This is a genomic window from Amycolatopsis ponsaeliensis (assembly GCF_030182635.1).
Classification (GTDB): Bacteria; Actinomycetota; Actinomycetes; order Mycobacteriales; family Pseudonocardiaceae; genus Amycolatopsis; species Amycolatopsis ponsaeliensis.
In genome coordinates, this window is record NZ_JAPZLD010000059.1 from 30168 (window position 1) to 43703 (window position 13536).

A 13536-nucleotide genomic window follows, 5' to 3' on the forward strand; every position below is an offset into this window, starting at 1 on the left:
GCAGCTGCCGGTCTCGTGGGCACCGACGGCGACGCGGCCGTGCGGCGCGCGCACGAGCAGTTCCGCTGGTTCGGCGGGGCCACGCAGTTTCGACCGCGAGTTCGCGAAGGCGGGCTTCACCGACGTCGCCCTGATCCGGACCGGCGGTGACCGCCAGGAAGGCTTCCTGGACCTCGCCGAGAAGGTGCTGCTCCCGGCGTTGCGGGAACAGCTCCACCCGTTCGGGTGAGCGCGGACCGGCGCCGGCAGGAGTAATACGCCCAGTACGGACAGTCCGGCGACGGGAGTTGCTGATGACCGACGTGAAGCCGACGCCGAGTGCGGTGCCCCTGGCGGTGGCGCGGCGGGGCCCCAAGGGCGGGACGCTGCTGGCCCTGCTGCGCACCACCGACCCGAAGCAGATCGGGCTGCTTTACCTGACGACGTCGTTCGCCTTCTTCATGGCCGGCGGCGCGATGGCGCTGCTGATGCGCGGCGAACTGGCCCGGCCCGGGCTGCAGTTCCTGTCGCCGGAGCAGTACAACCAGCTGTTCACCATGCACGGCACGATCATGCTGCTGCTCTACGCCACCCCGAACCTGTTCGGGTTCGCGAACTACATCCTGCCGCTGCAGATCGGTGCGCCGGACGTCGCCTTCCCGCGGCTGAACGGCTTCGCCTACTGGCTCTACCTCTTCGGCGGGCTGATCGTGCTCAGCTCGTTCCTGACCCCGGGCGGTGCGCCCGACTTCGGCTGGACGGCCTACACGCCGCTGTCCACCGCCATCCACTCGCCGGGCATCGGCGGCGACCTGTGGATCATGGGCCTGATCGTGTCCGGGCTCGGCACCATCCTCGGCGCGGTCAACATGGTCACCACGATCGTGTGCCTGCGCGCGCCCGGGATGACGATGTGGCGGATGCCGCTGTTCACCTGGAACATCCTGTTCACCGCCATCCTGATCATGCTGGCGTTCCCGATCCTCACGGCCGCGCTGTTCGGGCTCGAAGCGGACCGCCGGCTCGGCGCGCACGTGTTCGACCCCGAAAACGGCGGCGCGATCATGTTCCAGCACCTGTTCTGGTTCTTCGGCCACCCCGAGGTCTACATCGTGGCGCTGCCGTACTTCGGGATCATCACCGAGATCGTCCCGGTGTTCAGCCGGAAACCGCTGTACGGCTACCGGCTGATGGTGTTCGCGACCGTCGCGATCACCGGGCTGTCGGCGGTGGTGTGGGCGCACCACATGTTCGCCACCGGCGCGGTGCTGCTGCCGTTCTTCTCGATCATGACCTTCTTCATCGCGGTGCCGACCGGGATCAAGTTCTTCAACTGGATCGGCACGATGTGGCGGGGGAACCTCACCTTCGAGACGCCGATGCTGTGGGCGGTCGGGTTCATGGTGACGTTCCTGTTCGGCGGCCTCACCGGGATCATCCTGGCGTCGCCGGCGCTGGACTTCCACGTCACCGACTCCTACTTCGTCGTGGCGCACTTCCACTACGTCCTGTTCGGCACGATCGTGTTCGCGACGTTCGCCGGGATCTACTTCTGGTTCCCGAAGATGACCGGCCGGATGCTCGACGAGCGGCTCGGCAAGTGGCACTTCTGGACGACGTTCCTCGGCTTCCACACGACGTTCCTGGTCCAGCACTGGCTGGGCGACGAGGGCATGCCGCGCCGGTACGCGGACTACCTGACCAGTGACGGCTTCACGACGCTGAACACGATCTCGACGATCGGCGCGTTCCTCCTCGGCGCGTCGACGCTGCCGTTCGTCTGGAACGTGGTGAAGAGCTACCGCTACGGGGAGCAGGTTCTGGTCGACGACCCGTGGGGCTTCGGCAACAGCCTCGAATGGGCGACGACGTGCCCGCCGCCGCGGCACAACTTCCTGGACCTGCCCCGCATCCGGTCGGAGCGGCCCGCGTTCGAACTGCACCACCCGGAGGCGGTCGCGCGGATGGCCGAGGAGCGGCACGTCCGGTCGAAGCGCGCCCGGGCCCGGGCGGTGGATCGGGAGGCGCACGCGGGTTCGCCGCGCTGACCGCCGTGCCGCCGCGGCTCAGGCCGGTGCGGGCTCCGGGCGGAGGGTGGAGAGCGCGAGGCGCCGGTCGGCCTCCGTCACCCGCAGGGCGCGGCGGACCATCGGGTTCGTCCCGGTCACCACCTGCAGGTCCGTGCCGTTCTGTTCGGCCTGCAGCGCCGCGTGCAGCAGCACCCGGACGCCCGCCACGCCGAGGAAGTCCACTTCGGACAGATCGACGGTCAGCCGCTCCGGGACCGCCCAGAGGCGGTCCGAGACCAGCGCGGCCAGGTCACCGGCCGTCGCGGAGTCGAGGGCGCCGCGTGCGGTGACCAGCACCGCGCGCGGAGCGGGCCACGTCGTGCGCAGCCGCAAGAGGGGATTTCTTGGTCGGGGGACCTTCACGCCGGTTCGCCGCCGTCCTGGTAGGCGCGGGGCCGCAGCGCCGCGCTCGAGGGTGTTTCCGAGCCGGCTGCTGTGTTGAACCGATGGGAAAAGACTAACCGTGTGCGAGCCACCCGCAACCGTCGTTGCTCCGAATGGACGGATGGCCCGCCGGGGCGGTGACCGCTTGTGCCCGTGCCGATCGGGATGCAGTAATCTCGCGCTGGACCCGTTAAAGCGCTAGCGGCCCACTAGTGGCGCGCGCCCGGGTCCTCCCTGGTTGAGAGCGCCCTGAGAACCGAGAAGAGGGGCGTCACCAGGATGACGGGCGGGGATGAGCGGCTCACCGCGCGGTTGGACGAAGTCACGGTAGCGATGGAATCGCTCACCTCGATGCTGGACTCGGAGCTCGACCTCGGCCAGATGCTGCAGGCGGTCTGCGACCACGTGGTGCAGGTGGTGCCGGTGGCCGACATGGCGAGCATCACCCTGGTGCGCGAAGGCCTGCCGGAGACGGTGGCCAGCACCGACCAGCGGGCGGTGAACTTCGATCGCGAGCAGTACCGGATCGGGGACGGCCCGTGCCTGCGCGCGGCCGAGACCGGGCAGCCGGTGCGCGTCGGCGTCGGGGCCGTGGGCGACGTGTGGCCGCAGTTCGTGTCGAAGGCCGAGCAGCTGGGCGTGGCGAGCTTCCTGGCCGCGCCGCTGACCGTGGACGGCGACATGTCCGGCGCGGTGAACCTGTTCGGCTTCGGCGAGCACGGCTTCAGCGAGCTGAGCACGAAGATCCTCGAGCTGTACACGGCGACGGTGGTGTTCGGCCTGCGCAGCGCGCGCCGGTACTTCGCGGCCCGCGAGCTGATCGACCAGCTGAACCGCGCGCTCGAGACGCGCGCGGTGATCGACCAGGCCAAGGGGATCCTCATGGCCGCGCACCGGATCACCGCGGAGGAGGCGTTCCAGCGGCTGGTGAAGCGTTCCCAGGACGGCAACCGGAAGCTGCACGAGGTGGCCGCGGAGTTCGTGGAGGCGGTCGCGACCACGAAAGCGTGACCGCCCGCGTACCCAGCCGGTCGGCTCGCGTACCTGGACGGTCGGCTCGTGAACCGACCCTCTGGGTACGCGAGCCGACTCTGTGGGTACGTGAGCCGACTCTGCGGGTACGGCTAGCTGGTCGGGACCTCGTCGGGTGGTGCCTCGGTCTCCGTCACCGGGTCGGGCCGGTGTCTGCCGAGCTGGCACGTCGTGCAGACCAGCGTCCGGCCGAGCACGGTCCCGTCGTCGGCCACGACCTGGGCCACGTGCAACGTCGGGAAGCCACAGACTTCGCAGGGCAGCGATCCGTCCTCGCGGCTGATGCGGAGCTGGGTGCCCATCCGGCCTCCTGTGTGACGTGGGTCTCACATACCTTGCCGGTTCCCCGGTCAGAACCCGGTGAATTCACTCGTTCGGCCTAGCGTTGATTGTCTCCGGGAACCCCTTCGGTGCCTCTTGTGTTTGGTGGGATGAGGTCGGGTAACCGGCCGGTGAAAGGGATGACCGGGGATTGCCGGAGGGGAGCGAACATGCGAGACAAGCGGAACGACCTGCGACCGGTGGCGGACCTCCTGCTCGAGGGCGGGGACACGCCGGCGCAAGCCGCGACCCGGCGCAAGGCGGCCTTGGCCGTCGCGGCGAACGCGAAGGACTCCGAAGACTGCGCGCAGCTGCTCGACATGCTGGGCCTGCACCGGTCCGGCGGCCGCAGCAGCGAAGTCGCCTGACGCACGACTCATCCGGAGCCCGCCGAGACCACCCGGTCCGGTGGGCTCCGGCGCGTCACCCTCCGCTACGACCCGCGTTTCGCGCACCGGTCACGCGGGTATCGCTGCCGGTGAGGAGGTCGAGACATGGCCAGACCGGTGTGGAGCGGCGCGCTGAGCCTGGGGCTGGTCACCGTTCCGGTGGAGCTGTACCCGGCGGTGGCGGACCACACGATCCACTTCCACCAGTTCGAACGCGGGACGTCGGACCGGATCCGCAACCGCAAGGTCAACGAGCGGACCGGCGACGAGGTCACCCGGGACGAGATCGTCAAGGGCTACGACCTCGGCGGCGGCGACCACGTGCTCGTCGAGCCCGACGAACTCGACGAAATCGCCCCCGAGCGGTCCCGGCGGATCGACATCGAGCAGTTCGTCGGGCTCGGCGAGATCGACCCGTGGTTCTTCGATCGCACGTACTGGCTCAAGCCGGCGAAAGAGGACTTCGCCAAGGCGTACGGCCTGCTGCTGCAGGCGATGGACCGCAGCGAGAAGGCCGGCGTCGCGAAGTTCGTGCTGCGCGGCAAGGAGTACCTCTGCGCGATCCGTGCCGGCGAGGACGTCATGGTGCTCAACACCCTGCACTTCGTCGCGGACCTGCGGAAGCCGAAGGACGTCATGGGCGGGCTGCCCAGCCTGCCGAAGCCGCGGCCCAAGGAGCTCGACATGGCGCTGGCGCTCGTCGACGAGATGACGGCGCCGTGGAAGCCCGGCGACTACCGCGACGAGTACTCCGAGCGCGTCGAGAAGCTGATCAAGGCCAAGGAACAGGGCAAGGAGATCGCCCACGAAGAGGAGCCGGAGCCCTCGGCCGACGTCGTCGACTTGTTCGAGGCGCTGTCACGCAGCGTGAAGAACCGCAAGGGCGGCGGCAAGAAGAAGGACCTGGCCGACCTGTCGAAGGCCGACTTGGACAAGCTGGCCCGCGAGCAAGGCGTGAAGGGCCGTTCGAAGATGACGCGCGCCCAGCTGGAGAAGGCGCTGAAGGCGTCGTGAGCGACGGGATTTCACCCGGGTGGAGTTCCGCCGCCGGCTGTCCACAGTAGACGAATGGGGACCGGCCCGGCCGGCTCAGTGCGAGTCGGCGGCCGGAGTCGTGCCGTCGGGAGCGGGCTTGCGGGCCGTCTCGGCGCGGGCGATGTGCCACGCCACGAGCGCGCCGGCGCCGACCGTGCCCCAGAGCACGAGCCCGGCGTCGCGGGCGAACAGGCCGACGACCAGCATGACGACCGCGGTCACGTCGCACAGCACGAGCAGCAGGTTCCACCGCTGGGCTTCGCGCTGCGTGCGGCCGGCGAACGCGGCGGCGAACGCGGGGTCGCTCGCCTGCAATTCCAGCTCGATTTCGCGCAGCACGTGGCGTTCGCGATCCGGCAGCATGGTGGGCCTCCTCGCCTCGGGCTGTCTGAGTGGTACCCGTTCCGCTCCCATCCGAAGCGGCACTTTTCCGTGAAGGTCAGTGGTTATCGCGGGGGATGCCCTTCGTCCGCGCGATCCGCTGGTACGCCACCGCCGGCCGCAGCACCATGCCGTCGCAGAGCTGGTCGACCATCGACCGCTGGATCTCCTGCCACGGCGTCTGCGCGTCGGGGACCGGATACCCGCCCGACTCTGCCAGCTCCTTGTGCCGCAGCGCGAGTTCTTCGTCCGGGATGAGCACGTTCGCGGTACCGGCGGCCAGGTCGATCCGCACCCGGTCGCCGGTCCGCAGCACGGCGAGCCCGCCGCCCGCCGCGGCTTCGGGGGAGGCGTTGAGGATCGACGGCGATCCGGACGTCCCGGACTGGCGGCCGTCGCCGAGGCACGGGAGCTCGCGGATCCCCTGCTTGATCAGCGCCGCCGGCGGCCGCATGTTCACGACTTCGGCCGCGCCCGGGTAGCCGAGCGGCCCGGTGCCGCGCATGACGAGCAGCGAGTGCTCGTCGGCGCCGAGGTCCGGGTCGTCGATGCGGGCGTGGTAGTCCTCGGGGCCGTCGAACACGACCGCGGTGCCCTCGTAGACACCGCCGGCCAGGTAGCGGCGCCGGAACTCCGGCGAGATCACGCTCGACTTCATGATCGCCGCGTCGAACAGGTTGCCCTTGAAGACGAGGAACCCGGCGTCTTCGGTGAGGGCCGTGCCGAACGTGCGGATGACGTCGCGGTCGCCGGCCTCGGCGGCGCGGCAGTTGTCGCCGAGCGTGTGGCCGTTGACCGTGCGCGCGTCCTCGTGGACGAGCCCGTGCCGCATCAGTTCGTGCACCACCGCCGGGACGCCGCCCGCGCGGTGGAACTCCTCGCCGAGGTACTTCCCGGCCGGCTGGAGGTCGACCAGCAGCGGGACGTGATGGCCGAGCCGCTGCCAGTCATCGAGGGGCAGGTCGACGCCGACGTGCCGGGCGATCGCGCCGATGTGGATGGGCGCGTTGGTCGAGCCGCCGATCGCCGAGCTCACCACGATGGCGTTCTCGAACGCCTCGCGCGTCAGGATGTCCGACGGTTTGAGGTCTTCGCGCACCATCTCGACGATCCGCAGCCCGGTGCGGTAGGCCATCCGCGCCCGGTCGCGGTGCGGTGCCGGGATGGCCGCGCAGCCGGGCAGGCTCATCCCGAGCGCTTCGGCGAGCGCGTTCATCGTGGAGGCGGTGCCCATGGTGTTGCAGTGCCCGGGCGACGGCGCGGACGACGCGACCAGCTCCATGAACCCCGCGTCGTCGATCTCCCCGGCGGCGAGCAGTTCGCGGGCCTTCCAGACGATGGTCCCGGACCCGGTGCGCTCGCCGTTGTACCAGCCGTTGAGCATCGGACCGCCGGACAGCACGATGGCCGGGATGTCGACGGTGCCGGCGGCCATCAGGCACGCGGGAGTGGTCTTGTCGCAGCCGGTGGTGAGGACGACGCCGTCGATGGGGTAGCCGTAGAGCGTCTCGACCAGGCCGAGGTAGGCGAGGTTGCGGTCCAGGGCGGCGGTCGGGCGCTTGCCGGTCTCCTGGATGGGGTGCACCGGGAACTCGATGGCGATCCCGCCGGCCTCGCGGATTCCTTCGCGGGTGCGGTCGGCGAGCTGCAGGTGGTGCCGGTTGCAGGGGGACAGGTCGGAGCCGGTCTGCGCGATGCCGATGATCGGCCGGCCGGACTGCAGCTCTTCGCGGGTGAGACCCCAGTTCATGTACCGCTCGAGGTAGAGCGCGGTCATCCCGGGGTCGGCGGGGTTGTTGAACCAAGCTTCGCTGCGCAGTCCCATACCGGCCAGTCTGCCTCACCCGCGCCCCTGATGGCCGGTCGCGGAATGCACGCCCGCCGGCTTCCTCGCCCCGCAACGTCTTGAATGAGTCATTCAGGTCTTCGGAGGTCCTGAATGACTCATTCAAGACGTCGGTGGCCGGGCCCGGATCCCTCGGGCCCGGCCGGGAGCCCGGGGCAGGCCACCCGCGCCGGTGGCCTGCCCGGACCGGGACGTCAGCCGAGGCCGTTCAGCCCGATCACCCGGGAGTACCACTGCGCACTCCGCTTCAGCGTCCGGACCTGGGTCGCGTAGTCGACGTGGACCAGCCCGAACCGCTTCGCGTACCCCTCCGCCCACTCGAAGTTGTCGAGCAGCGACCAGTAGAAGTACCCGCGCAGGTCGACGCCCGCCGCCAGCGCGTCGTGCGCCGCCCGGAGGTGGGAGTCCAGGAACGCCACGCGGTCGGTGTCGACGATGTCACCGCCCTCGGAGACGACGTCCGGGTAGGCCGCGCCGTTCTCCGTGATGTACAGCGGCACCCGGCGGTAGCCGCGGTGGACCTGCAGCAGCGACTCGGTCAGCCCGGCCGGCTGGACCTCCCAGCCGGAGTCCGTGCGGGGGGCCGCCGGGTCCGGGACGAAGTGGACGTCGCCCGCGCCGACCCACTCCGGGCCCGCCGGCTCGCTGCCCGGCACCGGGCGCCCCGCGACGCGGTAGTCGCGGTAGTAGTTCACGCCCAGCCAGTCGACGTGCGCCGCGATGATCGCGCTGTCCTCCGGCTCGACGACGTCGCCCAGCCCGAACGGCTCGAGGTCGGTGACCAGGTCGTCCGGGTAGCCGCCGCGCAGCACCGGGTCGAGGAACAACCGGTTCTGCAGGCCGTCGATCCGCCGGGCCGCGGAGACGTCGGAGACGTTCGCCGGGTCGTGCGGCACGACGGGGTAGAGGTTGAGCGTGATCCCGGCCGGGATCCCCGGGGCGTGCCGGCGGATGACGTCCATCGCCAGCCCGTGCCCCAGCAGCAGGTGGTGCGTGGCGGCGACGGCGGCCGGGTGGTCGGTGCGGCCGGGCGCGTGGATGCCGCCCGCGTAGCCGAGCATCGCCGCGCACCACGGCTCGTTCAGCGTCGACCAGCTGGCGACGCGGTCGCCGAGGCGCTCCAGCACCGTCTCGGCGTACTCGGCGAACCGGTACGCGGTGTCCCGCGACGTCCAGCCGCCCTGCTCCTCCAGCGTCTGGGGCAGGTCCCAGTGGTAGAGCGTGGCCCACGGCTGGATCCCGGCCTCCAGGAGGGAGTCGACCAGCCGGTCGTAGAACGCGAGCCCGGCCGCGTTGGGGGCGCCGCCGTCCGGCCGCACCCGCGGCCAGGCCAGCGAGAACCGGTAGGCGCCGAGGCCGAGCCGGCGCATCAGGTCGACGTCCTCGGAATACCGGCGGTAGTGGTCGGCGGCCGGGTCGCCGGTGTCGCCGCCCACGACCGCGCCCGGACGGCGTGCGAAGACGTCCCAGACCGAGTCCGTGCGACCGTCGGCCTTGGTCGCTCCTTCCACCTGGAACGCCGCGGTGGCGGCGCCCCAGACGAAGCCGGGCGGGAACATCAGCGCTGTCTCCGCCCGAACGCTGTCGGGATGTACGGACATGTTCACCCTTTCACGGCACCTTGCATGATCCCGGCCACGATCTGGCGGCCGAGGAGGACGAAGACGATGAGGATCGGGATGGTGGCCAGGGTCGTGCCGGCCAGCACCAGCGAATAGTCGACGTAGTAGCCGCTCTGGAGCTTCTCCAGTGCGACCTGGACGGTCGGGTTGCCCGCGTCCAGGACCACCAGCGGCCACAGGAAGTCGTTCCAGGACATCATGAACGTGAACATCGCGAGGATCGCCGCGGCCGGGCGGACCGCGGGCAGGCAGACGTTCCAGAAGATCCGGATCATGCTGCAGCCGTCGACGCGCGCGGCCTCGATCAGCTCGTACGGCAGAGCGTCCACTGTGTACTGCCGCATCCAGAACACGCCGAACGCGGTGACGAGGTTGGGCACGATCACCGCCGTCAGGGTCCCCGTCCAGCCCAGTTCGGACATCGCGATGAACAGCGGGATGATGCCGAGCTGGGTGGGCACCGCGAGCGTGACGACGATGAACACGAACAGCTTGTCGCGTCCCCGGAACCGCAGTTTCGCGAAGGCGAACCCGGCCAGCGAGGAGAACAGCACCGTCGTCAGGGTCACCGTGCCGGACACGATCACGCTGTTGGCCAGCGCCTTCCAGAACGGCACGGTGTCGAACACCCGCGCCGCGTTGGCGAAGAAGTTGCCACCGGGCACGAACGGCGGGATGCGCTCGGTGAGCATCCCGTTGTCGCGGCTGGCCACCAGGAACGACCAGTAGAACGGGAACAGCGACCCGAGCACGAAGATCGCCAGCACGATGTAGGTCGCCTTGCGCGGCTTGCCGAGCGTGGCGACCCGCCGTCGCAGTCCCGCTTTTCGAATGTCACTGCGGAGTGTCGTCATTTCTTCTTCACCGCCGGGGTGCGCGCCAGCCGGCCGGTGAGGAAGAAGTTCACCAGCGCGATGAGCACGATGATCAGGAACAGCACCCAGGCGATCGCCGAGGCGTAGCCGAGATCGGCGTTCTGGAACGCCGTCTGGTAGAGGTACAGCGTCACGGTCTGGAACTGGTTGGTGGAGCCGCCGTTGTTCGACCCGGGCATGGCGTCGAACAGCTTCGGCTCGGTGAAGATCTGCAGGCCGCCGATCGTCGAGGTGATGGTGACGAAGATCAGCGTCGGCTTCAGCAGCGGCAGCGTGACGTTGAAGAAGCGGCGCCACGTGCCCGCGCCGTCGATCAGTGCCGCCTCGTGCAGCTCCTTGGGGATGGCCTGCATGGCCGCCAGCACGATCAGGGCGTTGTAGCCGGTCCAGCGCCAGTTCACCATGATCGCGATCGCGACGTGGCTGCCGAACCGGCTGGCCTGCCAGTCGACCGGGTCCAGCCCGATGGTCTGCAGCACGCCGTTGATCAGCCCGTACTTCGGGCCGAAGAGGTTGGCGAAGATGATGCCGATGGCGACGAGGCTGGCCGCGTACGGCAGCAGGATGCCCACCCGCCAGCCCGTCGCGCCGCGCAGCCGGGCCCCGAGCAGCGCCGCCAGCATCATCGCGATGATGAGCTGCGGGATGCTGGAAAGCAGGAAGATGCTGATCGTGTTCGTCAGCGCGTTCCAGAACTGCGCGTCGGCGAAGAGCTCCTTGAAGTTGTCGAGGCCGATGAAGTCGGGGTCGTCGCTGCCGGCTTCCCACTTGAACAGCGAAACGTACGCGGTGTAGAGCAGCGGGAACAGCCCGACGATCCCGAAGAGGATGAAGAACGGCGCGATGTAGAGGTACGGCGAGACCTTGACGTCCCACCGGCTCAACCGGTGACGGAAGGTGGGCCGGGGAGACACCCGCTCCCCGGCCTTGCTCCCTTCCGGCGCGATCTTGTCGATGACGGTCATCTGCTCAGCGCGTGATCTTCTTCGCGGCTTCGACCATCTGGTTCCAGCCGTCCGCCGCCGACTTGCCCTGTTCGACCGCCTGCAGGGCCGGGCTGGACGCGTTCTCCTGGATCTGGCCGTCGCCCGGGCCCTTGTACTGCGGCTTCTGGACCTTCTTGGCCTGCTCGGCGAACAGCTCGCCGACCTTCGTGCCGCCGAAGTAGTCATCGGTCTTGCTCAGCAGCGCGGGGTCCGTCAGCGCCTTGACCTGGCTCGGGAAGGTGCCCTTGGCCTGGAACGCCTTGATCTGCTGCTCCGGGGCGGTCAGCCAGGCCGCGAGCTCGGCGGCTTCCTTCGGGTGCTTCGACTGCGTCGGCACGGTCAGGTACGAGCCGCCCCAGTTGCCGCCGCCGCCGGGGAAGGCCGCGGTGACGGCCCACTTGTTCGCGTTCTCCGGGCCCGCCTGCTCCTTGATCACGCCGAGCATCCAGGCGGGGCACACCTTCGTGGCGAACGCGCCCTGCTTGAAGCCGGTGTTCCACTCGTTGCTGAACGCGGTGAGCTTGGCCGACTCGCCCTTGGCGACGGCGTCGGTGACCTTGGTCCAGGCGTCCTTGATGCCCTGGTTGTTCTCGACGGCCAGCTTGTCGTCGCTGCCGATGTAGCCCTGGGGGAGCTGGTTGACCATGGCGTTGAAGTTCTGCGCGGCCGAGTCGAACCAGGCCTTGCCCTTGGACTTGGAGACGTAGTCGGCGCCGGCGGCGAAGTAGCTGTCCCAGGTGGCGAACAGCGGCTTCACGGCTTCGGGGTCGGTCGGCAGGCCCGCGGCCTGGAACATGTCCTTGCGGTAGCACATGGCGAGCGGGCCGATGTCGGTCCCGTAGCCGATCAGCTTGCCGTCCTTGGTCTTGGCGGCTTCGTACTTCCAGTTCAGCCAGCGGTCGGGGGAGGCGTCGGCCGGACCGATCTTGCTCAGGTCGTTGAACTTGGAGCCCTTGTCGAGGAAGTCCGACAGGTGGCCCTCTTCGAGCGCCGTCACGTCGGCGAGGCCCGAGCCCGCGGCCATCTTGGTGACGAGTTCCTCGTGGTAGGGGCCGCCCTGGCCGGTCTTGCGGTGGGTGATCTTGATGTTGGGGTGCAGCCGCTCGTACTCCGGGATGAGCGCCTCGTAGCCGAACTCGGTGAACGTCGACAGCGTCAGGTCCACGTGCTCGTTCGGGGCCGCTGCCGGCGGGGTTTCGTCACCGCCGCTGCCACAGGCCGTGGCGCCGAGCGCCGTCATCGTGATGCCCAGTGCGAGGACCAGGCCGTTCCGGATCGTTCTCACGTGTTCAACCACCTTGTTGACGGGAATGAGCGCTCTCACTGCTGGGAGCCCGACTGGGAGCGCTCCCAGGTGTCGCAGAGTCTGGTTGGGGGCTTCACCGGTGTCAAGGGGTCGTAACCGGAGCGTTTCCTGCGAGGAGCGCTCCCGGACCGCGTGCGGGAGTGCCGGTTAAGCTGTCGACGTCAGGGTGGTCGTGGGAGCGAGGGCGGTAGGCGTGGGGCCTCGAGCAGGGGATGAAGAGCGGCCGACGTTGGAGGACGTCGCGGCGTTCGCCGGCGTGTCGCGGTCGACGGCGTCGCGCGCGCTGAACGACGACGCGTACGTCAGCGCGGCGGCACGCGAGAAGGTCCACGCCGCGGCCCGTGACCTGGGCTATTCCCCCAACCAGGCGGCCCGTTCGCTGGTCACCCGCCGCACCGGGGCCGTCGCGGTGGTGCTGTCGGAGCCGGAGTCCCGGCTGCTCGACGACCCGTACCGCGCCGCCGTCATGCGCGCCGGCTACCGCGAGCTCGCCGACGTCGGCCGGCAGATGGTGCTGATCTTCAGCGACATCCGCGAAGACCTGAGCCGGACCGTCCGGTTCCTCGAAGGCGGGCACGTCGACGGCGCGCTGGTGTTCGCGCCGCACCGGGCCGACCCGCTGCCCAAGGCGCTGCGGCTGCTGCGCATCCCGGTGGTGTTCGGCGGCCAGGCGGCCGGCATCCGCCGCGGCGTGCACGTGGTCGACTTCGACAACGAGGGCGGCGCCCGGCTCGCGGTCGAGCACCTGGTCGCGGCCGGGCGGCGGCGGATCGGCACCATCGCCGGGCCGCAGGACCAGAGCGCCCCGATCGACCGGCTCGCCGGCTGGCGCAAGACCCTCCTTGACGCCGGGCTCGACCCCGCCGACCTGGCCGAAGAGGCCGACTTCACGCTGTCCGGCGGCGCGAACGCGATGTCCGCGCTGCTGACCCGCCACCCGGACCTCGACGCGGTGTTCGTCGCGAGCGACATGATGGCGGTGGGCGCGCTGCGCACCCTCGACGCGGCGAACCGCCGCATCCCCGAGGACGTCGCGGTGGTCAGCTTCGACGACAACGCGACGCTGGCCCCGGCGATGGACCCGCCCCTGACGTCGGTCCACCAGGACCCGCGCGAGCAGATCCACGCGATGGTCGAGACGATGCTCCAGCTGCTCGACGACCAGAGCCTCAAGCCGCGCCAGCAGATCCTCCCGGTCTCCCTGGCGGTCCGCGCCTCGAGCTGACCCCGTGTCGACCCTCCAATCACGCGTGTCGACCTCCTGATCACGCGTGTCGACCCTTGCTGCACGGGCCCGGCCGGCGAACTCGC

The 13536-nt window shown here is 69.8% G+C and carries 13 protein-coding genes; 5 read left to right on the forward strand and 8 right to left on the reverse strand.

Features of this window, described 5'->3' with window-relative positions; genetic code table 11:
- The first annotated feature begins 293 nt into the window (after positions 1–293).
- Positions 294–2027 (forward strand): aa3-type cytochrome oxidase subunit I, encoded by a 1734-nt coding sequence (gene ctaD / locus QQ657_RS49400; RefSeq protein WP_284749392.1) that lies wholly within the window; start codon positions 294–296, stop codon positions 2025–2027.
- An 18-nt stretch (positions 2028–2045) separates the two neighbouring features.
- Here the strand turns inward: ctaD and QQ657_RS49405 are convergent, their stop codons facing one another.
- Positions 2046–2381 carry an STAS domain-containing protein gene (locus tag QQ657_RS49405; protein ID WP_284749393.1) on the reverse strand — a complete coding sequence of 112 codons (336 nt, stop codon included), beginning with the start codon at positions 2379–2381 and terminating at the stop codon, positions 2046–2048.
- Positions 2382–2711: 330 nt separating this feature from the next.
- Between QQ657_RS49405 and QQ657_RS49410 the strand changes: the two genes are divergently transcribed.
- Positions 2712–3443, forward strand: coding sequence for a GAF and ANTAR domain-containing protein (locus QQ657_RS49410; RefSeq protein ID WP_284749394.1), 732 nt, complete (start codon positions 2712–2714; stop codon positions 3441–3443).
- A 113-nt stretch (positions 3444–3556) separates the two neighbouring features.
- Here QQ657_RS49410 and QQ657_RS49415 read toward each other — a convergent pair whose 3' ends face one another.
- Positions 3557–3766, reverse strand: coding sequence for a hypothetical protein (locus tag QQ657_RS49415; protein WP_284749395.1), 210 nt, complete (start codon positions 3764–3766; stop codon positions 3557–3559).
- 189 nt (positions 3767–3955) lie between these two features.
- Between QQ657_RS49415 and QQ657_RS49420 the strand changes: the two genes are divergently transcribed.
- On the forward strand, positions 3956–4153 hold the full coding sequence (locus QQ657_RS49420) for a hypothetical protein (protein WP_284749396.1): 198 nt from the start codon (positions 3956–3958) through the stop codon (positions 4151–4153).
- Between the two features lie 126 nt (positions 4154–4279).
- Complete coding sequence (gene ku, locus QQ657_RS49425) at positions 4280–5188, forward strand: non-homologous end joining protein Ku (RefSeq protein ID WP_284749397.1); 909 nt, start codon at positions 4280–4282, stop codon at positions 5186–5188.
- A gap of 75 nt (positions 5189–5263) precedes the next feature.
- On the opposite strand, the gene QQ657_RS49430 is transcribed toward ku, so the two are convergent.
- The 6 genes from QQ657_RS49430 to QQ657_RS49455 form a co-directional block, all read right to left on the reverse strand.
- A complete protein-coding gene (locus tag QQ657_RS49430) occupies positions 5264–5572 on the reverse strand; it encodes a DUF3040 domain-containing protein (protein ID WP_284749398.1) in 309 nt (102 codons plus the stop codon).
- A gap of 76 nt (positions 5573–5648) precedes the next feature.
- Positions 5649–7415 (reverse strand): IlvD/Edd family dehydratase, encoded by a 1767-nt coding sequence (locus QQ657_RS49435; protein ID WP_284749399.1) that lies wholly within the window; start codon positions 7413–7415, stop codon positions 5649–5651.
- A gap of 215 nt (positions 7416–7630) precedes the next feature.
- Positions 7631–9043, reverse strand: a complete 1413-nt coding sequence (locus QQ657_RS49440) for a GH1 family beta-glucosidase (protein WP_284749400.1) — start codon at positions 9041–9043, stop codon at positions 7631–7633.
- Positions 9040–9912 (reverse strand): carbohydrate ABC transporter permease, encoded by an 873-nt coding sequence (locus QQ657_RS49445; protein WP_284749401.1) that lies wholly within the window; start codon positions 9910–9912, stop codon positions 9040–9042. Before QQ657_RS49445 ends, QQ657_RS49440 begins: the two co-directional genes overlap by 4 nt.
- Positions 9909–10898: a carbohydrate ABC transporter permease gene (locus QQ657_RS49450; protein WP_284749402.1), complete on the reverse strand. Its 990-nt coding sequence runs from the start codon at positions 10896–10898 to the stop codon at positions 9909–9911. Before QQ657_RS49450 ends, QQ657_RS49445 begins: the two co-directional genes overlap by 4 nt.
- 4 nt (positions 10899–10902) lie before the next feature.
- Complete coding sequence (locus tag QQ657_RS49455; RefSeq protein ID WP_284749403.1) at positions 10903–12204, reverse strand: ABC transporter substrate-binding protein; 1302 nt, start codon at positions 12202–12204, stop codon at positions 10903–10905.
- A gap of 250 nt (positions 12205–12454) precedes the next feature.
- Here QQ657_RS49455 and QQ657_RS49460 point away from each other — a divergent pair, with 250 nt between their 5' ends.
- Positions 12455–13450, forward strand: a complete 996-nt coding sequence (locus QQ657_RS49460; RefSeq protein WP_284749404.1) for a LacI family DNA-binding transcriptional regulator — start codon at positions 12455–12457, stop codon at positions 13448–13450.
- The last annotated feature ends 86 nt before the right edge of the window (positions 13451–13536 follow it).

Bases quoted from the DNA above. Each gene is read 5' to 3' on its own strand.
- ctaD (WP_284749392.1), top strand. From the start codon at position 294: ATGACCGACGTGAAGCCGACGCCGAGTGCGGTGCCCCTGGCGGTGGCG.
- QQ657_RS49410 (WP_284749394.1), top strand. From the start codon at position 2,712: ATGACGGGCGGGGATGAGCGGCTCACCGCGCGGTTGGACGAAGTCACG.
- QQ657_RS49415 (WP_284749395.1), bottom strand. From the start codon at position 3,766: ATGGGCACCCAGCTCCGCATCAGCCGCGAGGACGGATCGCTGCCCTGC.
- QQ657_RS49420 (WP_284749396.1), top strand. From the start codon at position 3,956: ATGCGAGACAAGCGGAACGACCTGCGACCGGTGGCGGACCTCCTGCTC.
- ku (WP_284749397.1), top strand. From the start codon at position 4,280: ATGGCCAGACCGGTGTGGAGCGGCGCGCTGAGCCTGGGGCTGGTCACC.
- QQ657_RS49430 (WP_284749398.1), bottom strand. From the start codon at position 5,572: ATGCTGCCGGATCGCGAACGCCACGTGCTGCGCGAAATCGAGCTGGAA.
- QQ657_RS49435 (WP_284749399.1), bottom strand. From the start codon at position 7,415: ATGGGACTGCGCAGCGAAGCTTGGTTCAACAACCCCGCCGACCCCGGG.
- QQ657_RS49445 (WP_284749401.1), bottom strand. From the start codon at position 9,912: ATGACGACACTCCGCAGTGACATTCGAAAAGCGGGACTGCGACGGCGG.
- QQ657_RS49450 (WP_284749402.1), bottom strand. From the start codon at position 10,898: ATGACCGTCATCGACAAGATCGCGCCGGAAGGGAGCAAGGCCGGGGAG.